This is a genomic window from Paenibacillus sp. 05T425, from assembly GCF_056396205.1.
The window spans coordinates 1-22,064 of record NZ_JBFTLA010000020.1 but is presented as its reverse complement, the minus strand read 5'-3'; the positions used below and the strand labels follow the sequence as shown (position 1 = coordinate 22,064).

Sequence of the window (22,064 nt, the reverse complement as noted above, 5' to 3'; positions counted from 1 at the left end):
GAAAACCATTAGAGATTCAAGGGAGGCTAGTTCTAATGAAGAAGTGGTTCAAGATGGGGACGATCGCTTTGGCAACGACGGCCGTGCTTGCCGGCTGCAGCGGCAATAACGCAGGTTCGAACAATTCGGGAAGCGGCAATGAGACAGAGAAGCCGGCAGGAGACAGCGGGAGCAAAGGCGCGGTGGAGTTAACGTTCTGGGGCGACTGGGGCGGCGAAGGACAGATCCAGTTCGAGACGATGGTTGACGCGTTCAACAAATCGCAAGACAAGATCAAGGTCAAGTACGTGCTGCAGCAGGATATGATCACGAAATTTCTAACGGCAGCGACTTCCGGCGGCTCGCCGGACATTCTGTTCTGGGATAGATGGCGCACATCGCTGTACGCACCGAAGAACGTCCTGCATCCGATCGACGAATTCATGGAGAAGGACGGTCTGGCTCGCGGCGAGTTTTACGAAGAATCACTCAAAGAGCTCTCATATGGAGATAAATTATACGGTTTGCCTCTAACGGTTGATGCTCGCGCTTTATTTTATAATAAGAAGCTTCTAGCGGAAGCGGGCGTTGAGCCTCCCACAACATGGGCAGAGCTTGAAGCTGCTGCGGCTAAGCTGACCAAGTGGAACGGCAACAAGCTTGAAGTATCGGGCTTCTCCCTAGGGGATAACGGTCTGTTCAACATGTATCTGCAGCAAGCGGGCGGCCAAATGCTCACGGAGGACGGCAAGACGAACTTCAACAATGAGCAAGGGAAGCAGGTACTAGAGCTGTGGGATCGCTTGCTGAACAAGGATAAAGTGTATAAAGTCGGCTTCGAGCAAGGGCTTGGCGAAGGCACGGACGCTTTCGTAACAGGGAAGCTGGCGATGCAGTATACAGGACCATGGATGCTGAGCACCTACAAGAAATACGGCAAAGATCTCGACTTCGGCATCGTGCCGCCTCCTGCGGGACCGAATGGCGACAAGGCAAGCGTCATGGGCGGCTTCGGCCTCGTTATTCCGGAGGGCTCCAAGCATCAAGCGGAAGCTTGGGAGTTCATCAAGTGGTGGACGGCGAACAAAGAGAATGCGCTGCTATGGGCAAAAACAAGCTACAACATCCCGGGCTTCAAGCCGGCGCTTGAAGATCCGTTCTTCCAGGACGATCCGTTCTGGAAGCCAATCTTAGAAACGCTGGAGTTCGCGAAGATTCGTCCGCAGCATCCAGGATACTCCGTCATGGAGGGCGATGCATTGACGCCGAACCTGCAGCTGCTTCAACAAAATAAGCAAAGTATCGAGGATACGCTGTCCAAAGCGCAGTCGCAAGGCGATAAGCTGCTCAAGGATAACGAAGTGAAATAATCGGCGTGGAAGAAGAGGGGGAGGAGGTCCTCCCTTTCTTCGTTCCGCTAAGAAGGAGGTATTCCCCATGGCTTCCATGAAAAAGCTTGAACGGCATCAAGCGCGAACGGCTTATCTATTCATTACGCCAACGATGCTGCTGTTCATCGTATTCACGGTCATTCCCGTCTTCATGGCGCTTTATCTTAGCTTTACGAATTATGACGTTATTAGCAAAAAAGATTGGGTAGGCCTCGACAACTACAAACGGCTGATCGATGACACTCTGTTATGGACGACTTTCAAAAACGTGCTTATTTACTCCGTCATATTCGTCCCGCTGAACATTATAATCTCGTTGTCGCTTGCGATGCTGATGAATCGCGCTTGGCGGGGCGTCAAGCTGTTCCGGACGCTTAATTATTTGCCGACCTTAACATCCGCGGTGGCTGCGGCTACCGTATGGATCTGGCTGCTTCATCCCGAATACGGGCTCGTCAACGGGCTGCTGTCTTCTATCGGCATAACCGGTCCTGCATGGGTAGCGCAGACCGAAACGGCGATGATGTCGATCATTATGCTGACGTTATGGCAATCCGTCGGCTCGAACATGATTATTTATTTGGCAGGGCTGCAAGGCGTGCCGGAATACTTATACGAATCGGCCAAACTGGACGGAGCTACGAAATGGGATAGCTTCCGTTACATTACATGGCCGCAGCTGAGACCGACGACTTTCCTCGTCAGCACGATGTCCATCATCGGAGCGCTGCAGTTGTTCGATCAAGCATTCGTGTTGACGCAGGGCGGTCCCGCGAACGTCACGAAGACGCCTGTCTATCTGATTTATCAGCAAGGATTCAATCAGCTTCAGATGGGTTACGCTTCGGCGCAGGCATTCGTGCTTGCCATGGCTATCCTTATTTTCTCGCTTATTAATATGAAAATCAGCAAGGCAGAAGAGTCTGTCGTATAAGGAGGAGAAGCGATGGATACCATCGGAAGTACGGCAACCCTGCGAGTGGCCCGCAAGCTCGCTTATTACATCCTTTGTATCGGTATTGCGGTCGTCATGTTCCTGCCATTCTATTGGAGCGTCCTGACGTCGATCAAGCCGGATTCGGATATATTCTCGATGCCGATCAAGTGGTTCCCGACGGACATTACGTTCGAGCATTATGTCAAAGCGTTCACGACTGTACCCTTCGGGTTGTTCTTCTCGAACTCGCTCATTCTTGCCGCATCGGGCGTGCTTATGAATTTGTTCTTCGGGTCGCTGGCGGGCTTCGCGTTCGCGAAGCTGAAGTTCAAGCTGAGTCAGCCTTTGTTCCGCGTGCTGCTGGCCGCCATGATGATTCCGGGCATCGTTACGATGATACCGAGCGTCTACGTGCTGAAGCATCTGCCGTTGTTCGGCGGCAACGACTTGTTCGGAGCCGGAGGCAACGGGCTGCTGAATTCGTTCTGGGGCATTATTTTGCCGGGTGCGTCCGGTTCGTTTGCAGTGTTCTTCATGAGGCAGTTTTTCCTTACGCTGCCAAGCGACATGATGGAAATGGCGCGCATTGAAGGGGCTGGCGAGTTCAGGATATTTTGGCGCATCTATTTGCCGCTGACGAAACCCGCCTTGGCTACGCTAGGCATCTTCACCTTCCAAGCGGGCTGGAACAGTTTCTTATGGCCGATGATCGTTCTTAACGATCCCGCCAAAGCGACGATTCAGATGGGGCTGCAGGCTTTCTCGTACAACTATCAGACCGATTACGGTCCGATGATGGCGGGGGCGCTCGTCGCTATTTTTCCGATACTCATTATGTTCCTGCTACTGCAGCGTTACTTCATTCAAGGGATCGCGTTCAGCGGAATCAAGGGATAGGGGGATAACACGGCTATGGCTTCACGGAAAGTTGTTCTCCTAACCGCATCCTGTCTTGTTCTGGTCGCTCTGCTAGCTGGAGGAAGCCTATGGGCGGCGGGAGTATGGAAGCCGTTCGGCGGCGGCACCGCGGATGGCGTATGGCAGGAGAGGGTCGATCTCGCGCAAGCGGAGCTGGCGGATTCGTTCTGGAATGAGAGCCGAGGTTTGTATGACAATGTCTCTCCGTGCATCGCGCAGTTATGTACCGACCCTTTCAACTATTGGTGGCAGGCGCATGCCGTTGATGTGCTGGTTGACGGATATGAACGCACAGGCGATGAGCGGTACGCGAAGCTGCTAAGCGGAATGTATGACGGCATTGCGGAGCGGAATGCCGGCGTCTATCCGAACGATTATTACGACGATATGGAATGGATGGCGCTTGCGTGGCTTCGCGCCTACGATGCGACGAAGGATGAAAGATACATGGAGGTTGCGAAGCTGCTGTGGGAGGATATCAAAACCGGCTGGAACGAGGAGCAGGGCGGCGGCATCGCTTGGCGCAAGGAGCAGTTGAATTATAAGAATACGCCTGCGAATGCGCCTGCGGCTATTTTGGCAACGAGATTATATGAGCATACGAACGATAAGGAAGAGCTGGACTTCGCGACTCGCATCTATGAATGGCAGAAAGAGACGCTGGTCGATCCCGATACCGGATTCGTGTGGGACGGTATTAATCGACAGGGTGACGGGTTAGTCGATAAAGATTGGAAGTTTACTTACAGTCAAGGCGTCTATATAGGCGCGGCGGTCGAGCTGTACAAGGCGACGGGCGATGAACGTTACTTGCAGGATGCGAAGAAGACGGCTGCTGCTGCGATTAACGAGCTCACCAGTCAGGCTACGGGCATGCTGCCTTCGGAAGGCGACGGCGACGGAGGATTGTTCAAAGGCATATTCGTTCGTTATTTAGGAGAGCTCATTCAAGTGGACGACGAGCCGGAGGCGTGGATAGAGCTGCTGGAGACCAATGCGGCAAGCTTATGGGAATATGGCAAGGATAGCGAGAAGGCACGCTTCAGTAATTCGTGGGCGCAAACACCCGAGAAAGCTGTACAACTTAGCACGCAACTAAGCGCCGTTATGCTGCTGGAGCAACGGGCGCGACTGGAGGAGAGAGAGAAATGAATCAGGCAGAGCATGGGATTTGGGAGAATCGGGCGGATGATGCGCAGGCAGCGCTGGAGCGATTATTTTGGAACGAATCGATACGGATGTACAATATCGAGACGCCGTGTCCGGACGGCGCATGCAACACGATCTTTCATTACTGGTGGATGGCGCATGCCGCGGACGTCCTGACGGATGGTTATCTTCGCACGGGCCAGGAGGCATATGCCGAGAGGTTGAGCGTATTTTTTGATGGGTTGCTGGCACGCAATGGCGGCGAATGGCCGAATGAGCTGTACGATGACATGGAATGGATGGCGCTTGCATGGCTGCGCGCGTATCAAGCGACGGGAGCCGCGAAGTACAAGGAAGCCGCGCTCCTGCTTTGGGAGGATATCAAGACGGGTTGGAATGAGCATATGGGAGGCGGCATCGCATGGCAGAAGTCGCAGCTTGATTATAAAAATACGCCTGCGAACGCTCCGGCGGCAATCCTCGCCGCGCGGCTGCATCAAGCGTTCGGATTAGAGTCGGATTTGGCATGGGCCGTCAAGATTTACGAATGGCAGAAAGCCAATCTCGTAGATCCGGCCACCGGCTTCGTATGGGATGGGATGAATCGACTCGGCGACGGACAGATCGATAAGCATTGGAAGTTCACGTATTGCCAAGGCGTGTTCATCGGAGCTGCCGTTGAATTATACCGGATCACGAGCGATGATCGGTATTTGGCCGATGCATCGCGTTCCGCTTCGGCATCCCTTGCCGAACTTGCGCACCCATCGACGAAGCTGTTGCCGGATGAGGAAACAGGCGACGGCGGGCTGTTCAAAGGTATCTACGTCCGCTATTTGACGGAGCTTGCGCTTGAGAGCCGCGGAGGGGATCAGGCGGTTGCCGATACATTAGCTGCTAACGCCAAGCTGTTGTGGGAGCAGGGCAGAACGGGCGAGCCGGTGTTGTTCTCGCCGGACTGGTCGGCGAAGCCAGAGGGCATTGTAACGCTGAGCGTCCAGCTTAGCGCGGTGAAGCTTCTCGAGGCGGCGACGAGACTGAACGCTGCCGGTCTTATTGGGGAGGAGGCGCTCGCCTAATGGAATTGTCCGATCCATTGGTTTCGGCTTGGAATGACTTGGCGAATGAGGCGCAGGCTGCCTTGAGAGACCGGTACTGGAACGATGAGCTAGCGATGATGAATCAGTGGTACCCGCCTGTCAAAGCTTTCGGGGAAGAGAACTTCTATTATTGGTGGCAGGCGCATGTCATGGATGTTCTAATTGACGGCTTGGAGCGAACGGGAGAAGCGGCGTACAGGGAACTGCTGAGTAAGCTGGCGGAAGGGGTTCATGCCTATAACGGCGACACCTTCAAACACAATTACTACGACGATATGGAGTGGACGGCGCTCGCCCTATTGCGCGCCTATGAAGCAACTGGTGAAGAGCCGTATTTGGCAAACGTGCTGGAGCTGTGGGAGGATATCAAGACGGCTTGGAACGGCCATATGGGCGGAGGCATGGCGTGGAAGAAGGACCAACTCGATTACAAAAACACTCCAGCCAACGCGCCTGCCGCCATCCTTGCCGCTAGACTGTATCGTGCCTATGGCAAAGAAGAAGACCTGGCGTGGGCGGAGCGAATCTATAAGTGGAATCGCGATAACTTGGTAGACCCCGCCAGCGGTTTCGTATGGGACGGGATGAACCGGCTTGGCGACGGACAGATCGATAAGGATTGGAAGTTCACCTATTGCCAAGGCGTCTTCATCGGAGCGGGCGTGKAGCTATATCTGGCAACGCGCGATGAGACGTATTTGCAGGAAGCTTGCCGTACGACGAGAGCCTGCTTTGCGGAACTTTGCGATGCCGGGACGCTGCTGCTGCCGGATGAAGGCATTGACGACACGGGATTGTTCAAAGGCATCTTGATCCGTTACCTCATGCAGATGGCCGAGGTAGCTCCGCCAACAGAACGCGATGCCATCATCGCGGTCATTGAAGCGAATGCCGCATCACTGCGGGATCGGGGGCTTAATCGCGAGTTGAAACTGTGCGGCCCATCATGGTCGACTCCTCCGTTGCTGCCAATCCAATTGAGCGTCCAGCTAAGCGGCATCATGCTCCTCGAAGCGATGGCGGAGTTAGCAAAACAATAGGCGTAAATCTAGTACTCTTCGAATAGGTATAGTGTATACCGAAATGAAAGAGGAGGATTGCGATTATATGGATTCCGCAACGCGCACGCATGGCGATAGAGTAGAGACGGTGCTGACCTACGACAAAGAGACTGGCGAAATACGGATTATTGCCGCCACCATTGGTGACGACAATAACCTTACCGCTGAGAATGAAATTGTGCTCGATCGCGACAAAGCACTCAAATTGTACTTGTTCCTTAGCAATATTTTCGCTGAGAGCGATTGTCCTAATTGAGTTTATTGGTATATGTATAGATCAATGCGGGACTTTCCGTTCGAGGCGGGAAGTCTTTTTTTGCGGTACGAGAACGAGAATACGCCCGTTGCACATTATGCAACAGAATGCGTCCTTAGAGCGTCCGTTGGGAGGCCTCGTTGCAGGGAATGCAATGGATGAACGGTTAACACTCCTCATTAAGTGCGTTTCTCTCGAATCAGTTGCATTTACTGCAACGAACACTAGCTGAAATATGGATTGAAGGGATTCTGTTGCACTAACTGCAACGAGCGATCCGATACTTTCGCCAGAAGGTGGAATCGTGGAAGTAAGAAGCAAAAAAATAGTTCTTGACGCCAATTTATGTCAGTGCTAATATTTCGTTATATACAAGTTAACTCATCGGATTAATTATATATTTGACGCTACCGGACCACCGGAGGTCTCTCTAATCGCACTGAAGGTGCGGGTGGGGAGACCTTTGTCTATTTATAACGATTCGATTAGAAACGAAGACGAGAGGGGTTTGGGATGATGAAGAAAAAGTGGGGGACTTCAAAGTTTGTGGCGGCGGCACTGCTTGCATTAACGATGGTGGTGACGGCATGCGGCAATAACGGGGAGAAAGCAAATGAAGGGGCATCGGGCAAGGAGACTAGAGATATTACGATCAAGATCGGTTATCAGAAGTACGGAACGATTAACATTTTGAAGGCAGACGGAGCGCTTGATAAGCGCTTGAGCGAGGAGCGCAACATTAAGATCGAATGGATTGAGTTTCCCGGTGGGCCTCAATTGCTCGAAGCGCTTAATGTAGGCAGTCTCGATCTGGGACATACGGGAGAGGCGCCGCCGATCTTCGCGCAGGCTGCAGGTGCACCGCTCGTCTACTTGGCGCATGAACCGGCTAGTCCGCAGAGCGAGGGTATTATCGTTCCGAAGGATTCGCCAATTAAGTCAGTTGCCGATCTGAAAGGCAAGACCGTTGTGCTGAACAAAGGCTCGAACGTGCACTACTTGCTTGTGAAGCAGCTCGAGAAAGCTGGAGTCGATTATAAGGATGTTGATGTGAAGTTTCTGCCGCCGGCAGATGCACGGGCTGCATTCGAGAAGGGCAGCGTAGACGCATGGGTCATTTGGGATCCGTTCCTCGCTGCGGCACAGACGGCTACAGGCGGCACGATATTAGCTGACGGCAAGGATGTCGTATCGAATCACGAATTCTATCTTGCCACTCGTACGTTTGCTGAGAAATATCCAGATATCGTTGACATCCTCTTAGAGGAAGCGGACAAAATCGATGCTTGGTCGAAGGATCATCCGCAGGAGCTGGCTGAGAAGCTGTCGCCACAGCTTGGTATTGATGTAGAGTCGCTGCTGCTTGCAGCAGGCCGTCGCAATTACGGCGTGCAGCCGATCGATGAAGAGCTGATTAAGGCGCAGCAGGCCATTGCCGATACGTTCTTCAATCTGGAGCTCATTCCAGAGAAACTGGATATTAACGATGCCATTCTTAAATAACCAAATACAAGTAGAAACGGCTATGTAGAAAACTTATAAATTCTTATAATTTACAAAAAGGTGAAGGTGATTATGATGAATGTATTTTGGTTTATACCTACGCATGGAGATGGTCGCTATCTCGGCACGAGCCAAGGCGCTCGTGCTGTGGATGCCGATTACATGCAGCAGATCGCTGTTGCCGCAGATCGACTTGGCTATGAAGGCGTATTGCTTCCGACCGGTACTTCTTGCGAGGATCCTTGGATTATAGCGTCCTCGCTTGTACCGGCGACGAAACGTCTGAAGTTTCTCGTTGCCGTACGTCCAGGCTTGATGTCGCCAACACTGGCGGCTCGAATGGCCGCATCGCTGGATCGCATATCCGGCGGCAGGCTGCTCATTAACGTGGTAGCAGGAGGGGACCCGGTTGAATTGGCCGGCGATGGACTATTCCTGAACCATACGGATCGATACCACCTCACAAACGAGTTTCTCCAAATATGGCGGAGGGAGCTTTCGGGTGAGAATGTGGATTTCGAAGGTGACTATCTGCATGTGAAGGGCGGTCATGTGCTTTATCCGCCGATTCAGCAGCCGTATCCGCCGCTCTGGTTCGGAGGTTCCTCGGAGGTAGCGCAGGGAATCGCGGCGGAGCAGGTCGATGTGTACTTGACTTGGGGCGAGCCGCCAGCCGACGTTGCTGCCAAGATCGCGGAGATGCGGAAGCTTGCAGAGGCGCAAGGCCGCACACTCCGGTTCGGCATCCGGCTGCACGTCATCGTAAGGGAGACGGAGGAGGAAGCATGGCAAGCGGCAGAAAAGCTGATTAAGCACGTCGACGATCAGACGATAGCCGAAGCGCAGCGCATCTTCAGCCGCTTCGACTCGGTCGGTCAGAAGCGGATGGCGAAGCTGCATGAAGGAAGCCGCGAGCAGTTGGAGATTAGCCCTAACCTTTGGGCGGGAATCGGGCTTGTACGCGGCGGAGCGGGTACTGCGCTCGTCGGCAGTCCGGAGATTGTCGCGGAACGGATGCGGGAATATGAGGCGCTCGGGATCGAAACGTTTATTTTCTCCGGCTATCCGCATCTAGAGGAAGCTTATCGGGTGGCGGAGCTGCTGTTCCCATTATTGTCGCTGGATCGGAAGCCGATAGCCGGCCCGACGTCTATTAGTCCTTTTGGCGAAATAATCGCAAATGCTGTCAAGCCCACACCTAGAGCTTCGGCTCATTAATGGAGAGGGTTAAAATGAGACATTCTGCTAGCAAGTTCACAACAATCGCGTTGCCGTGGTATATACCCGTACTCATTGTAATCGTATGGCAAGTGTTAAGCAGTGCTGGCGTGATCTCCACGAGAACATTACCGTCGCCGGATCAGGTCGTCAGAGCCGCGTACGAGCTGCTGGCTAATGGAAAGCTTATTGAGGCGCTCGCCGTTAGCACCTGGAGAGCCGCAATTGGTTTCGCAATTGGGGCGGGGATTGGGTTCGTTCTTGGCTTATTAAACGGTGTGATTGGGTTATCCGACAAACTGACGGATTCGACGCTGCAGATGATTCGGAATGTTCCCCATCTCGCTATGATTCCCCTCGTCATTGCCTGGTTCGGGATTGGTGAAACGGCGAAAATATTTCTAGTCGCGCTCGGCGTTATGTTCCCGATCTACCTAAACACGCTTCACGGGATCAGATCCGTCGATACCGGCCTTATCGAGATGGGCAACGTTTACGGACTAAACAGATGGCAGCTCTATCGCCGAGTGATTTTGCCTGGAGCGATGCCTTCGATTCTCGTCGGTCTTCGCTTCGCGCTCGGCATCATGTGGCTGACGCTCATTGTCGCCGAGACGATCGCGGCTGATTCCGGTATCGGCTATATGGCCATGAATGCACGGGAGTTTTTCCAATTGGATGTCGTCGTTCTAGCAATTATTTTGTATGCGCTGTTGGGTAAGCTGTCTGATTTAATGGCCAAGTGGCTGGAGAGGAGATGGCTGCAATGGCATCCCCATTTCGCAAAAGCAGCGCCGCAGTCGAAGAGCTCGAACTAGAGAGGAAGACGGCGCAAAAATCGCAGGTTGCTAGTATTAAGCAACCCCTAGCGGTTGCTCCGGTTGTTTCCGGCGAAGCAGCGACACACGGCGTATCAATCGAGCTGAAAGGCGTTTCCAAACGGTTCGGCGAGAAGAAGGTACTAAGCGACCTTAATCTATCTATCGAACCGGGCAAATTCATTGCGATTGTCGGCCGGAGCGGCTGCGGCAAGAGCACGCTGCTAAGGCTGCTCGCCGGCTTGGATGCAATCTCCTCCGGTTCGCTGACGAGACAGGATGAACCGGTGTCCGGCATTAACCAAGATACGAGGTTTATGTTTCAAGATGCAAGGCTGCTGCCATGGCAGACTGTTCTTGATAATGTGAAGATTGGACTGGCGGGAGACAAGTCGGCCGATGCGGAGCGGAAGGCATATGCCGCGCTTCAATTAGTCGGTCTTTCGGATCGGGCTAAGGAGTGGCCATCGGTCCTATCCGGCGGTCAGCGCCAGCGCGTTGCGCTTGCGAGAGCGTTAGTCGGCCATCCTCATTTGCTGCTGTTCGATGAGCCCTTAGGCGCGCTAGATGCGTTGACCCGGATTGACATGCAGCGGCTGATTGAACGGTTATGGCAGACACGCGGTTTCACGGCTGTTCTTGTCACCCATGATGTCAGCGAAGCGGTTGCTCTAGCGGATCGGGTCATTCTAATCGACGAAGGGCAGGTAGCGCTCGATATACCGATTACGCTTGCCCGCCCGCGGGTGAAGGACAGCGGATTCGCATATTTCGAGAAGCTCATTCTCGACCGGGTGCTTACGCCGGCTGAGCAGTCTGTCATAGATCAGAGCGAATCTGTGTTTGACATCTAATCTATTAAAATAAGTCGAAAGATCGCATAGGGATCGCCAATAGGCGCGCTACTGCGATCTTTTTATTTGAGTCATTATCCAGTATTATGAAGAAGTATGTTGGCGGAAATTTATAGCTATCGTTGTCGATTCTGAGTCAATCTGTTCGTCGTCTATATGGAGGCTGAAAAATAATGAAGTCTCACATGATATCGAGGGTAGGTTATGAATAATGCGATTTATGATGATTGTCAAAGCAAGCAAGGATTCAGAGGCGGGGACGATGCCCAGCCAAGAGCTGATCGAGGCTATGCAGCGCTATAACGAGGAGCTGGTCAAAGCCGGCGTGTTGCTTGCGGCAGATGGCTTGCATGCGAGCTCCGGTGGTATTCGCATCTCGTATCCGGAGCCGGGCGGCAAGCCGAAGATAACGGACGGGCCGTTCACGGAAGCGAAGGAGATCATTGCCGGCTATACGCTGATAGAAGTTAAGTCGAGGGAAGAAGCGATCGAGTGGGCGCTTCGCATGCCGGATCCGCACGGTTTCGGCGAAGGGCAGATCGAGCTTAGGCAGGTTATCGATCTGCATGATCTGATGGAAGATCCGGAGACGCTGGCCAAGGAGCTTGTACTTCGCGAACAGATTGAGAGGTCTAAATCATAATGACCGATTCTTTGGCGGGGCGTACGATAGACGCAATCTGGCGCATTGAATCGGCGAGGCTTATCGCCGGATTGGCGCGGATGGTTCGCGATGTAAGCCTCGCCGAAGACTTGGCTCAGGATGCGCTTGTGATTGCGCTGGAGAAGTGGCCCGAGTCGGGAATTCCCGATAATCCAGGTGCGTGGCTCATGACGACAGCGAAAAGGCGCGCAATTGATTACCTGCGCAGAAGCAAGCTGCGCGATCAGAAATATGAAGAGATCGGACGAGGAAGCGAGCTGTATTCCGAGGATGACGTGAACAAAGCTGTGGATGGAGAGGTTGGCGACGACCTTCTCCGTCTTATTTTTACTTCCTGCCATCCGGTGTTGTCGCGAGAGGCGAGGGTCGCTCTTACATTGCGGCTGCTTGGCGGTCTAACGACCGATGAGATTGCGCGAGCCTTTCTCGTTCCCGAGCCTACCGTGGCACAGCGAATCGTTCGGGCGAAGAAAACGTTAAGCGCGGAGCGGGTCGGGTTCGAGGCGCCGTCGGGCGAGGCGTTGAAGGAACGCCTGGCGGCGGTTCTAGAAGTTATCTACTTAATGTTCAACGAAGGTTATTCGGCAACATCGGGAAGCGAGTGGCTTCGTCCGACCTTATGTCTCGAAGCGCTGAGGCTTGGCCGGATTCTCGCCGAGATAGCGCCGGGCGAGTCGGAGGTTCATGGGCTTGTTGCGCTTATGGAACTGCAATCCTCCCGATTCAGAACCCGCGTAGGCGCGAGCGGCGAGCCAATTCTTCTAATGGATCAGAACCGTGCAAAGTGGGATCATCTGTTGATCCGTCGCGGCTTAGCTGCACTGGAGCGAGCCCGTGCGTTTGGAGGACTGCTTGGTCCTTATGCGCTTCAAGCTTCCATCTCTGCCTGTCATGCTCAGGCGACGGTCGCGGCAAGTACCGATTGGGTACGCATTGCCGCTCTCTACGAAGCGCTGTCGCGCGTTCAACCGTCTGCGATTGTGGAGCTGAACCGAGCGGTCGCGATTGCTATGGCTTTTGGCCCTGCGTTCGGACTGCAGCTGGTCGAAGAGCTAGCCTCAGAGCCTGCGCTTGCGACCTATTATTTGCTGCCGAGCGTAAGAGGAGATCTGCTCGTCAAGCTGGGACGAGCTGCCGAGGCGCGCGAGCAGTTCGAGATGGCTGCCTCGCTGACGCGCAATGAACGCGAACGCGAGCTGCTCTTGAGACGGGCCGAGGAATGCGGTTAACCGAGTCGAAATATTTTTTTGTGAAGCGTGTAGATTTCATTCCTTTCCATTCGTCGTCTTAGTAGAAAGCCAAGTTCCAACTACTAAGAAATGAGAAAGGTTGATGAGAAAATGAACGTGTTACTAACCCCTTACCTAATGTCGGAGGATGCTAGAACGCAAGCGGAGTTCTATAAGCAAGCGCTTGGAGGAGAGATCATATCTGTCATGATGCATGCTCATACGCCTGGTATTCCAGAGGCATTCAAGGACAAGGTGATGCATTTGGCAATGTCGGTTGCAGGCGGCAACACGCTGTTCATGTCGGATTCCTTCGAGCCAGTGGCCGGCTCTCGATGCTTGAGTCTATCGCTAAGCTTTGAGAGCGAAGCCGAAGCGAAGGGAGTTTTCGCCAAGCTGAGCGAGGGCGGGGTCGTGAAGTATCCTCTCGAGAAGCAGCCATGGGGTGCTTCATACGGAGAGTTGCAGGACAAATTCGGCGTAACTTGGATGATCGTGAACGAGACGAAATAGGATGTGTGACTAACGATAGCAGAGGAGAATAGAGAAATGAATCAAGAAGTAACTGACTTTATTGATGCATTGCCGGAGTCGTGGCACGCCGAGCTTAGCGCTGCTCTGCGCGATGTTGTTCATCGCGCTATTCCGGATGTTCAGGAGCGTATCCAATATAAGAAGCCTCATTTTCTCAAAAACGGCAAGTACGCAGCTGCTATATCGACGTCGAAGGATGCGGTAAGCTTCATTATTTTCAATACAACGGGTCTAACGCTGCCAGATGGGCTATTCGAAGGTCCGCCTGAACGCAAGACGATCAAGCTTAAGCGAGGCCAATCTGTTGATGCTGACTTGCTTATCCCGCTTGTAAGCGAGGCTTCTAGGGCGTTATAGAGTGAAGCGAAGGGGCTGTCCTGAACGAACATGGTCTTAAGGCATGTTCGTTTGGGACAGCCCTTTTTTATTGATCTCAATTTATACGATTTTTCACACAAGGCCAGTTAAACAAGATGTAAACTGTAAAAACTTATACGATTTATTATACAAAAGTGGTCAATCTATCCACGCAGTCGATGATTTTGTACGATTTTTCGATCAAAAACCCAGATTTGACCTATCCGTAAGGTTGGTTTATACGATATATCGTACAACGGTAGGCAGAACAAGTACCTTTGAATGGAAATCATACAGCCTAATTCGCCCATTAGCCTATATGAAATCCATTCACCTCCTAATAGCTAAAGACTTGCGGCCTTTTCCTTTTCACTGCAGGCTATTTCCTTTAGCTTCAGTCTCCATATCGCAGTGTAAGAAGATTGATTATTTTTCCAATCACTGGTATAATTATAAGAACATATGTTCTATTTATTTTACTGGGGAAAGGAATGGTTCTGTGKGGCGGCATGATGGGCAACTGCTGAAGTTGGAAGACCGAATGAGGCGGAGCAACGTTCCGGGCATTGGAGTAGCGGTCATTCGAGATGGTTATGTGGAGTGGTCGGAGAGTTGGGGCGTATTGGAAGCGGGAGGGCTTCGACCGATCGATGCGGACAGCCTCTTTCATGCATGCTCCATGAGCAAAATGGTGACGGCAATAGGAGTGCTGCGATTAGTACAGGACGGATTGCTTGATGCGGAATCTGACGTCAATCGGTATTTGACATCGTGGCAGGTTCCTGACAATACATATACGGACCAGGAGAAGGTAACTGTAGCGAGTCTGCTTGCTCACCACGCGGGTATCGTAGATCCTGACGGAAGCTTCGATGTTCATAATGGGGAGGATGACTTTCCTTCGCCAAAGCGGCTACTATCGGGACATACAGCGTATAATCCGGATCCAGTAGAGGTAAGACAAGTACCGAGCAGCCGGTTCTCTTATTCGGATGCTGGCTATACCGTTCTGGAGCAGCTCATTGAGGACATTACGGGCGAGTCTTTCGCAAGTGCAATGAGCAGGCTGGTTATAGAACCACTGGAATTAAAACGTACCTTATTTTGGAATGGCGAAACAGTAGATGGGGAATATGCTAATGCGCGCTTTGTGGAGAATGCAGCAGCAGGGCATGACAAGAACGGCTGCCTAGTTGTAGGGAAGAAGTGGCACTATCCCAATCTGTCGGGGGCAGGCCTATGGACGACGCCAGCTGAATTCGCTGCGTTGACCTTGGAGATTATTCGCGCTTGGGAAGGAAGCGTTGCGTCAATATTGCGCCCTGATCTAGCGCGAGCAATGTTGACGAGCTATGGTCTGGCGCCGGGAGTGGGGCTAGGTGTTTTCCTTCCTGATGCCGCTGGCATGCCTTGTTTCTTTTCGCAAGGTTGGGGCGTCGGGTATCAATGCAAGATGGTGTCATTTTCGAGTCTTAAGAGCGGTATTGTCGTCATGATGAACGCAGAACCGGGGAAACACCAGGATGAATCGTTAGTCGGTGAAGTCATTAGAGAAGTGAGCGAGGAGTATGGCTGGCCAATTATTTAAGCCGAGGAACGAGACAACCGCCGATTGCTCGGCGGTTGTCAGGCATTACAGATGCAGCTTGCGGATGATTTCTTGCTCGGACTGGTCGGCGATAACGAATCCGAGAGATGCATATAAGCGGGCTGCCCGCTCGTTGCCTTGTCGATGACCGAGCATGATACTGCTGCAACCGTGCTTCTCTTTTATATAACGAATGAGCTCAAGCATGCCGGATTTCCCGAAGCGCTTATTTTGAAAGTTGTGATCAATCATATAAGCCATAATCCAGTAAGCGCCATCGTCGGGATCAATGGCATAAACGGTAAAGCCGATTAATTGTTCGCCCGCATAAATAGCCAGCGGAGTGAATCCGCAATAAGCGGATTCTGCCAGCCAATAGACGGCGGGGCTGGGAAATACGCTTCGCTGTTCTTCTGTTACCTCAAGCGAGGAGCAGGCGTACCAATTGGTATGGTCGATTGGCGCGAGTCTGACTGCCGGGCTATATCTTTCGCGAATTTGACCGCATATCCGCAACAGCTTATCTCGCAGCGCAGTGGCCCATTCGGGTGATGTCGCATCGTCCATTCCCTCGATGCTGCGCAGCAGCCTGGCGAATGAATAGAGATCGGAGAACTTCTGAAACAGGGGAATTCGTTCTATATAAAATTCATCCAATGGTTTAATTGATCTGTATCCAGCAAGGAACAAGTCTAATTGTCGTTTTGCTTCTTCACTATCTTGTTCGAGAAGATCGGATACAGCGGACGCCACGTCCATCATGAACCAATGAACCATCGCGTCATCGAAATCAATGGCGTAATATAGCGCCTCATCAGACGAATAAAACATATTATCGGTCTCGAAATCATAGTGAATAAGTCCGGTATGTCCCTCACCGATTGGCAGCGCTCGGAGTTGTTCGTGCAAGCTTGAGAGTTCATGCTTAAGCGCGGTCTCTTCGGGGTAACGCTGCAAGACCGATGCAACGAAATGCAGCGCGTCGTCCCAACTCTTTCGCGAATTTGTGTCTGGGCAGTACGTTTCGGATAAATGATGCAGCGACGCTAGAGCCTTTCCCCAGCTAGTCAGGTGTTCGTCGGACATTTTCTCGAGAGGAATATACGAGCCTTTGGCCTGTTCGAATACCGTTCCGAAATAACGCCCATGATCGGTCGATATAGTCTCTAACCATTGCCCGTTCTTCGAACGGACCGGGGCGGCGGCCGGATAACCTTGTGCGATCAAATAAAGGATGAAGTCAAGTTCGGCCCCAATTTGCTGGGGCGTATTATCTTCTTCGTGGATAAAACGGAGGAAATATCGTGTTCCGCTGCGCTCGAAGATATAAACAAAGTTGCTGCTAGCTCTCCAAAACTTCAGCGTACCTGCATCGTGCTCCCATAATTCAAGCAATTGCTCGGACGGAATAGGGCTTACCTTACCCCGAATCATATTTCTTAAATACATCATTGCCTGCTTGCCTCCCATTGCCTAATGAGAGGTGTGTTTTAAAAATGCGCGATACGACCTCTCATTGGCTCTTGTCTATTAAGGATCTTGTTCAAACACCATCACTCCTTCAAGTTGTCGTAGGGAGGCGACTGGAACTGCGTTTGCCATTGTACTCATTCCCTCGTTACACATTGTCAGCCAGTTTGCCCTGTGACATCAAGGTACAATTCAGATTAAAGCGATTGTTACCGTCGCAGGAGGTAGGCATAGGAAGCCGAATACTTCATATGAGTGGATTTGCAGCAATAACCATAAGCGAGGTGAGCTTTGTGGAAGAAAGTCGGGAAGAGTATGACGCTTTGAAAAAGCTGATGGGCCCATTAGTCGTTCCTGACCAGGACTGGGATATATTCGTGAAGGGGACAATGGTCAGAAGGTTGAAACGGGACTATTTTGCAGTGCGGGCAGGGGAAACGGTTCATTGCGCATACTTCTGCATAAAGGGATTATTTCGTTTTTTCTATACGTTGGACGATGGCAAGGAGTTCACGAAGAGCTTCGCGATAGAAGGGGATTTCGTTACGTCCTATGGGGCGATGATTAGCGGTGAGCCTTCCTATTTCTCCATACAGGCGCTAGAGGAAGCGCTCGTCATTGAAATTCCGTATGGGCTGCTGCTGGAACTTGCGGACCGGAGTCGTTATTGGGAACGCTTCTTGCGTCATAGTGTGGAGCAGCTATACCGAAAGAAAGAAGAGCGAGAGCGGGAGTTGCTCTACTTGAGCGCGGCAGAGCGTCTGGAAGCGTTTAAGATGAAGTACCCAGGACTCGAAGCGCGCATTCCGCAGTATTTTATCGCATCCTATTTGGGTATTAGTCCGGTTTCGCTAAGCCGAATCGTCCATCAATCGAAAACTTAACCTATGTTAATGAAGCTCGCTGCGGGTGAAGCTACAATAAGCTCATATTTCACTGCGATACGACTGCTTCTTGCCTCCAAAGGCAGGTAGCAGTCGTGTACGTATGAATAATGAGGGAGTGGGCGGATTGAGGTTGACGGGCCATACAGTGTTGATTACGGGCGGCGGATCTGGGATCGGGTTGGCGGTTGCGAAAAAGCTTGTTCGAATGGGGAATAAAGTGATTATCGTTGGACGGGATGTGAGCAAGCTAGAAAGTGCCCAAAAAGCTATTCCTGAGCTGGCCATTCATGCTTGCGATATTGGTGTGGAGGAGCAGCGGGTATTGCTTGCGGAGTGGCTGAAGGCGGAGTATCCGGAGCTTTCGGTGCTAATTAATAATGCGGGTATTCAATACCATGCGCGCTTCGATCAGGATCCGCCTTCCCTGGATGCTATTCATCATGAACTGGAGATTAACTTTGTAGCGGTTGTAAGGTTATGCTCGTTGTTGATTCCTATGCTTTCATTGCGCTCGGAAGCGGCCATCATTAATCTATCGTCGGGACTGGCGATCGCTCCGAAATCGGGAGCGGCAATTTATTGTGCGACCAAGGCTGCTGTTTCCACATTTACCAGATCGCTTAGGTATCAGTTGGAACAATCATCAATACAAGTATTTGAAGTGTTGCCGCCGCTTGTGGACACGGATATGGTGCGAGGAAGAGGCAAAGGCAAGATTAGTGCCGATGCTTTCGCTGATCAGATGATTGCGGGAGTGATCAAAGGACGACTTGTGCTGCATGTAGGCAAGACGAAGCTGCTCTATTATTTGCATCGTTTTATGCCAAAGGTGGCCTATCGGATTATGAAGCACGGTTTGTGAATCTAGAATGATGAATGGTTCAGGCGTTATAAGGTTGACATAATGGAGGGGCAGTGCGGGATGAACAGTCCTGTGTTGCTCCTTTTATGCGTGGAATTGAGGGCCTTGGTAGACGAACCTATGCTCTTTTATAGAAGTTTTTGTGTGTAATACAGATGAGAGTACAATCACTAGATGAAAAGAATCCATTAACTAATCATATGTGGGTTTCGGGAGTGTTGGGGAAATTGGATGCGGGATGACGACTATTGTGACGGGGGCCCAGAAGGTCTATGAATATGTATTGCAGCAATCCCAAATGTAAGGCGGGCAGCTCATGCGCAGGCGGGTTAAGTTGTGATGGACTTAAGCCTAAAAAAGGAATAACGGGAGCAACGGGGGCTACAGGAGCAACAGGTGCAACGGGTGGGACTGGTGCTACAGGTGCGATAGGTTTAATGGGAGCTACAGGTCCAACCGGTCCAACGGGTGAAGTCGGTGCAATCGGGTCGACAGGTCCAACAGGAGCGACAGGCCTGACGGGTGAGACAGGAGCGACTGGTTCAACCGGGGTGACGGGCTCGACTGGAGTTACAGGAGTTACCGGTCTGACGGGTGCAACTGGGTTAACAGGTCCAACCGGAGCAACGGGTGCGACTGGTCTAACTGGTATTACAGGCCCAACTGGTCCAACGGGTGAAACTGGAGCGACTGGGGCAACCGGGGTGATAGGTCCGACTGGGGTTACAGGTCCAACAGGAGTTACAGGTCCAACCGGTTCAATAGGAGCAACTGGTCCAACAGGTCTAACAGGAGCGACAGGTCCAACCGGTCCGACAGGAGCGACAGGTCTAACAGGAGCTACAGGCCCGACGGGTGCAACTGGGTTAACAGGTTCGACTGGGCTTACAGGTCCAACAGGAGCAACAGGAGCAACAGGAGCAATAGGAGCGACGGGTCCAACAGGAGCAACAGGAGTAACAGGAGCAACAGGAGCAATGGGAGCAACAGGAGCGACAGGACCTAACTTCGCGGCTCAAGGATTTTCAGCTTTCTTGTCGACCGTTACGCTGGCTGCATCTGCGCAGCTTACGAACTGGTCGACTGCCAGTCCTTATTACGGCAATGCTAACTTCAATGCCGTGACAGGAAATTACACCATTCCTAACACAGGCAGATATACGATCCTTGCAACGATTAACTACGCGATGACAGCGGCGCTTAATGTTAGCCTTGGGGCAGGGGTTAATCCTTATTTTCAAGTACAAAGATCTTCCCCGACCACAACCTCCCTTATTACAGGCCTGCTGCCGGTGTTGAACGTGAGTATTGTTCTCTTATTAACGCTAAGAGCGGTGCTTGGAAGCGGGGAAGTGACGTTAGCTGGAGAAGTGACGTTGAACGCAGGTGATGTTATCGGGCTGTATTATGTAGCTAATGGACTTACCGTTAACGTGAATATCGGTGGAGGACCGCCGAACGGGATTGTATGGTCTGTGCATGAGATCACGTAACCGTACAATTCTGTTACCAAGGCTAGACGCCTATTAAGAACTAGGCATTCTACTATTATTCGCTCTACGTCCTAAGAGTTGTTAACCATACCTGCAATAAATACATTTACTATAAGATGTGGCGTTCATATGCGAGCGAAGGGAGAGGATTACGTGTGATCAAAAAGTACAGAAGAAAAAGACGATTGTTCACCATACCCTTTTCTCTTCGTATGAATCCCTACAAATGTAGAAAAAGATGTCGCCGCAAATGTAGAACAAAGCATAGATGCTGTAGAAAAAAAGACTGTTGCCATCACGAACGCTGCTGCAAGCCGCATCCGCACCCTCCAATCCCGCCGTGGCCGCCTATTCCTCCCGTTCCGCCAATTCCGCCCACAAGATGCGAGCAACTTATTGATAAGGAGTGCTGCGGAAGCATACTTGTTCAAGGCGTCCAGCCCTCGTTTCAAATATGGCAGTCGGGTGTGGAGTGTTATGCCAATATTATCCAAGTCAGCGTGTATTCTTCGGGCAATAGTACGAATCCATTAATCGTAGACATTGTCGGCGAGGAGGATAGACAATTCGTGATTCAGCCAGGAAATACCGTTAATTTTATCGGAAGATCGATCCATATCGTACGAGTATCTGTCCAGAATGCTAACGAGTTTTCATATGTAGAGGGGAAATACGTTGTCTCGACCTCGCTGCACACTCATAATCCTTACATTGCCAGTTAATAAACAGCATGCAAAAATAGGTGGTTCTCCAACTCAACCGAGCGGAGCAACCACCTTTGCTAGTTATAGGGGATAACGGACTGTGATGCAGAACTCGCCTTGACCGGCTGCTGTTGCGACAAGGGCAATCGTATCGAACCTTGCGACGGTGAACGTTGCGCTGCTGCTAGGGGTGATGACGATTTGTTGAATAGGGGTAACTACACCGGTTCTTATGAAGTTAACGGTAACGATTCCCGCGCCGCTCTCGAATTTGACATAGCCGGATGCATTAATATTTTGGGATAGATTATTTGTAAAAACCGTTTGGCTGCCCCCAGCAGTAAATTGCCAGTTGATACAAACTTTATCTTGCACGAAAGTTTTGTCTGAGCAACAAGTTAGCGTCGTATTTGCGCACATCGTTTTCTCATGCCTCCCTCTAGAGTTGCTTTCTACCCCTTACTAAATGGAATAACGAGTTGTTATGCAGAATTCGCCTTGATAAGTACCGGCGCTTGCGCCTGGCAGTATGATTTGAATCTCGCTAAAGCGGCGATAAGTGAAAGCCATGCTCGTTCCCGGCGTTAAAGTGAAGGGGGTAGGGTTAATTGCATTGCCTGCGCTATCGAGAAAGTTGACTGTTATAGCAGCAGGTCCTACATCGTACTGTACATAACCTGTGCCTACAATATTTTGATTGATGTTATTGGTGAATACGACGATTTCAACATCGGTTGCGACAACCGTTCCGCTCCATGGCGCGCATACTTTATCTTGAACGAAGTTTTTTTCCGTACAGCAGGTTAGGGCCGCCGAGCTATTGTTGCAAGACATAGACAAGTACCTCCCCATATATGGTATCTACCTATTAAATGCAGGCGATAGCTTGCATGCTTGGATACTAGCCGTTATGTCCCCTCAAAATTAAAAAAAGGCCGACCGCTAATGATATGCTCCCCTTTAGGTAGACAGGTGAAATAATAAAAACCTGTTTATCAAGGGGAGTTTTTTCATGTCTCAAATAAATGAGTACTGCGGGGAAGAGAAATTAGCCATTCTGAAGGAGTATGAAGCAGGACGGGGATCACGAAG

Annotated in this window: 21 protein-coding genes and 1 pseudogene; 19 read left to right on the top strand and 3 right to left on the bottom strand. The window is 51.5% G+C overall.

From position 1 onward, the window contains the following. Positions 1–35 precede the first annotated feature (35 nt). The 16 genes from AC1DF0_RS29310 to AC1DF0_RS29235 all read left to right on the top strand — a co-directional run bounded on the left by AC1DF0_RS29310 (position 36) and on the right by AC1DF0_RS29235 (position 15,556). A complete protein-coding gene (locus AC1DF0_RS29310) occupies positions 36–1,349 on the top strand; it encodes an ABC transporter substrate-binding protein (protein WP_442051036.1) in 1,314 nt (437 codons plus the stop codon). Between the two features lie 67 nt (positions 1,350–1,416). Next, positions 1,417–2,304, top strand: coding sequence for a carbohydrate ABC transporter permease (locus AC1DF0_RS29305; RefSeq protein WP_442051035.1), 888 nt, complete (start codon positions 1,417–1,419; stop codon positions 2,302–2,304). A 12-nt stretch (positions 2,305–2,316) separates the two neighbouring features. Then, positions 2,317–3,204, top strand: a complete 888-nt coding sequence (locus tag AC1DF0_RS29300) for a carbohydrate ABC transporter permease (protein ID WP_442051034.1) — start codon at positions 2,317–2,319, stop codon at positions 3,202–3,204. A gap of 15 nt (positions 3,205–3,219) precedes the next feature. Next, positions 3,220–4,377 carry a glycoside hydrolase family 76 protein gene (locus tag AC1DF0_RS29295; protein WP_442051033.1) on the top strand — a complete coding sequence of 386 codons (1,158 nt, stop codon included), beginning with the start codon at positions 3,220–3,222 and terminating at the stop codon, positions 4,375–4,377. Continuing rightward, positions 4,374–5,453, top strand: coding sequence for a glycoside hydrolase family 76 protein (locus AC1DF0_RS29290; RefSeq protein WP_477576915.1), 1,080 nt, complete (start codon positions 4,374–4,376; stop codon positions 5,451–5,453). Before AC1DF0_RS29295 ends, AC1DF0_RS29290 begins: the two co-directional genes overlap by 4 nt. After that, positions 5,453–6,514 (top strand): glycoside hydrolase family 76 protein, encoded by a 1,062-nt coding sequence (locus tag AC1DF0_RS29285; RefSeq protein ID WP_477576913.1) that lies wholly within the window; start codon positions 5,453–5,455, stop codon positions 6,512–6,514. The genes AC1DF0_RS29290 and AC1DF0_RS29285 overlap by 1 nt, the downstream gene beginning before the upstream one ends. Positions 6,515–6,581: 67 nt before the next feature. Then, the gene (locus tag AC1DF0_RS29280; RefSeq protein WP_442051030.1) at positions 6,582–6,791 is read left to right on the top strand and encodes a hypothetical protein; all 210 of its coding nucleotides are present in this window, start codon (positions 6,582–6,584) and stop codon (positions 6,789–6,791) included. A gap of 516 nt (positions 6,792–7,307) precedes the next feature. After that, positions 7,308–8,294 (top strand): sulfonate ABC transporter substrate-binding protein, encoded by a 987-nt coding sequence (locus tag AC1DF0_RS29275; RefSeq protein WP_442051076.1) that lies wholly within the window; start codon positions 7,308–7,310, stop codon positions 8,292–8,294. A 75-nt stretch (positions 8,295–8,369) separates the two neighbouring features. Continuing rightward, positions 8,370–9,512, top strand: a complete 1,143-nt coding sequence (gene ssuD / locus AC1DF0_RS29270) for an FMNH2-dependent alkanesulfonate monooxygenase (protein WP_442051075.1) — start codon at positions 8,370–8,372, stop codon at positions 9,510–9,512. A gap of 14 nt (positions 9,513–9,526) precedes the next feature. Further along, entirely contained in the window at positions 9,527–10,330 is an 804-nt protein-coding gene (gene ssuC, locus AC1DF0_RS29265; protein ID WP_442051029.1) for an aliphatic sulfonate ABC transporter permease SsuC, read from the top strand. Continuing rightward, positions 10,279–11,184, top strand: coding sequence for an ATP-binding cassette domain-containing protein (locus AC1DF0_RS29260; RefSeq protein WP_477576910.1), 906 nt, complete (start codon positions 10,279–10,281; stop codon positions 11,182–11,184). Before ssuC ends, AC1DF0_RS29260 begins: the two co-directional genes overlap by 52 nt. A gap of 211 nt (positions 11,185–11,395) precedes the next feature. Next, positions 11,396–11,827, top strand: coding sequence for a YciI family protein (locus AC1DF0_RS29255; RefSeq protein WP_442051027.1), 432 nt, complete (start codon positions 11,396–11,398; stop codon positions 11,825–11,827). After that, the gene (locus tag AC1DF0_RS29250; RefSeq protein ID WP_442051026.1) at positions 11,827–13,077 is read left to right on the top strand and encodes an RNA polymerase sigma factor; all 1,251 of its coding nucleotides are present in this window, start codon (positions 11,827–11,829) and stop codon (positions 13,075–13,077) included. Before AC1DF0_RS29255 ends, AC1DF0_RS29250 begins: the two co-directional genes overlap by 1 nt. Positions 13,078–13,188: 111 nt before the next feature. Continuing rightward, complete coding sequence (locus tag AC1DF0_RS29245) at positions 13,189–13,590, top strand: VOC family protein (protein ID WP_442051025.1); 402 nt, start codon at positions 13,189–13,191, stop codon at positions 13,588–13,590. Between the two features lie 36 nt (positions 13,591–13,626). Next, entirely contained in the window at positions 13,627–13,968 is a 342-nt protein-coding gene (locus AC1DF0_RS29240) for a DUF1801 domain-containing protein (protein ID WP_477576907.1), read from the top strand. A 499-nt stretch (positions 13,969–14,467) separates the two neighbouring features. Beyond that, positions 14,468–15,556: a serine hydrolase domain-containing protein gene (locus AC1DF0_RS29235; RefSeq protein WP_477576905.1), complete on the top strand. Its 1,089-nt coding sequence runs from the start codon at positions 14,468–14,470 to the stop codon at positions 15,554–15,556. Between the two features lie 45 nt (positions 15,557–15,601). On the opposite strand, the gene AC1DF0_RS29230 is transcribed toward AC1DF0_RS29235, so the two are convergent. Further along, positions 15,602–17,008 (bottom strand): GNAT family N-acetyltransferase, encoded by a 1,407-nt coding sequence (locus tag AC1DF0_RS29230; protein WP_477576903.1) that lies wholly within the window; start codon positions 17,006–17,008, stop codon positions 15,602–15,604. A gap of 311 nt (positions 17,009–17,319) precedes the next feature. Here AC1DF0_RS29230 and AC1DF0_RS29225 point away from each other — a divergent pair, with 311 nt between their 5' ends. From AC1DF0_RS29225 to AC1DF0_RS29215, 3 genes and pseudogenes are all read left to right on the top strand, one after another. Next, on the top strand, positions 17,320–17,910 hold the full coding sequence (locus AC1DF0_RS29225) for a Crp/Fnr family transcriptional regulator (protein WP_442049697.1): 591 nt from the start codon (positions 17,320–17,322) through the stop codon (positions 17,908–17,910). Between the two features lie 103 nt (positions 17,911–18,013). Further along, the gene (locus AC1DF0_RS29220; protein ID WP_477576900.1) at positions 18,014–18,775 is read left to right on the top strand and encodes an SDR family oxidoreductase; all 762 of its coding nucleotides are present in this window, start codon (positions 18,014–18,016) and stop codon (positions 18,773–18,775) included. A 272-nt stretch (positions 18,776–19,047) separates the two neighbouring features. Then, positions 19,048–19,737 (top strand): annotated as a pseudogene (locus tag AC1DF0_RS29215) (hypothetical protein); the annotation flags it as partial. Between the two features lie 1,316 nt (positions 19,738–21,053). Here the strand turns inward: AC1DF0_RS29215 and AC1DF0_RS29210 are convergent. Both AC1DF0_RS29210 and AC1DF0_RS29205 read right to left on the bottom strand, forming a co-directional pair. Continuing rightward, a complete protein-coding gene (locus AC1DF0_RS29210; protein WP_477576898.1) occupies positions 21,054–21,392 on the bottom strand; it encodes a DUF3992 domain-containing protein in 339 nt (112 codons plus the stop codon). A gap of 42 nt (positions 21,393–21,434) precedes the next feature. Beyond that, complete coding sequence (locus tag AC1DF0_RS29205; protein WP_442049693.1) at positions 21,435–21,806, bottom strand: DUF3992 domain-containing protein; 372 nt, start codon at positions 21,804–21,806, stop codon at positions 21,435–21,437. Positions 21,807–22,064 lie beyond the last annotated feature (258 nt).

Coding starts and splice junctions, on each gene's coding strand:
- AC1DF0_RS29255 (WP_442051027.1), top strand. CDS start 11,396: ATGCGATTTATGATGATTGTCAAAGCAAGCAAGGATTCAGAGGCGGGG.
- AC1DF0_RS29310 (WP_442051036.1), top strand. CDS start 36: ATGAAGAAGTGGTTCAAGATGGGGACGATCGCTTTGGCAACGACGGCC.
- AC1DF0_RS29280 (WP_442051030.1), top strand. CDS start 6,582: ATGGATTCCGCAACGCGCACGCATGGCGATAGAGTAGAGACGGTGCTG.
- AC1DF0_RS29260 (WP_477576910.1), top strand. CDS start 10,279: ATGGCATCCCCATTTCGCAAAAGCAGCGCCGCAGTCGAAGAGCTCGAA.
- AC1DF0_RS29295 (WP_442051033.1), top strand. CDS start 3,220: ATGGCTTCACGGAAAGTTGTTCTCCTAACCGCATCCTGTCTTGTTCTG.
- AC1DF0_RS29275 (WP_442051076.1), top strand. CDS start 7,308: ATGAAGAAAAAGTGGGGGACTTCAAAGTTTGTGGCGGCGGCACTGCTT.
- AC1DF0_RS29205 (WP_442049693.1), bottom strand. CDS start 21,806: ATGTCTTGCAACAATAGCTCGGCGGCCCTAACCTGCTGTACGGAAAAA.
- AC1DF0_RS29250 (WP_442051026.1), top strand. CDS start 11,827: ATGACCGATTCTTTGGCGGGGCGTACGATAGACGCAATCTGGCGCATT.
- AC1DF0_RS29245 (WP_442051025.1), top strand. CDS start 13,189: ATGAACGTGTTACTAACCCCTTACCTAATGTCGGAGGATGCTAGAACG.
- AC1DF0_RS29210 (WP_477576898.1), bottom strand. CDS start 21,392: ATGTGCGCAAATACGACGCTAACTTGTTGCTCAGACAAAACTTTCGTG.
- AC1DF0_RS29240 (WP_477576907.1), top strand. CDS start 13,627: ATGAATCAAGAAGTAACTGACTTTATTGATGCATTGCCGGAGTCGTGG.
- AC1DF0_RS29220 (WP_477576900.1), top strand. CDS start 18,014: ATGAATAATGAGGGAGTGGGCGGATTGAGGTTGACGGGCCATACAGTG.
- AC1DF0_RS29230 (WP_477576903.1), bottom strand. CDS start 17,008: ATGATGTATTTAAGAAATATGATTCGGGGTAAGGTAAGCCCTATTCCG.
- ssuD (WP_442051075.1), top strand. CDS start 8,370: ATGAATGTATTTTGGTTTATACCTACGCATGGAGATGGTCGCTATCTC.
- ssuC (WP_442051029.1), top strand. CDS start 9,527: ATGAGACATTCTGCTAGCAAGTTCACAACAATCGCGTTGCCGTGGTAT.
- AC1DF0_RS29300 (WP_442051034.1), top strand. CDS start 2,317: ATGGATACCATCGGAAGTACGGCAACCCTGCGAGTGGCCCGCAAGCTC.
- AC1DF0_RS29290 (WP_477576915.1), top strand. CDS start 4,374: ATGAATCAGGCAGAGCATGGGATTTGGGAGAATCGGGCGGATGATGCG.
- AC1DF0_RS29305 (WP_442051035.1), top strand. CDS start 1,417: ATGGCTTCCATGAAAAAGCTTGAACGGCATCAAGCGCGAACGGCTTAT.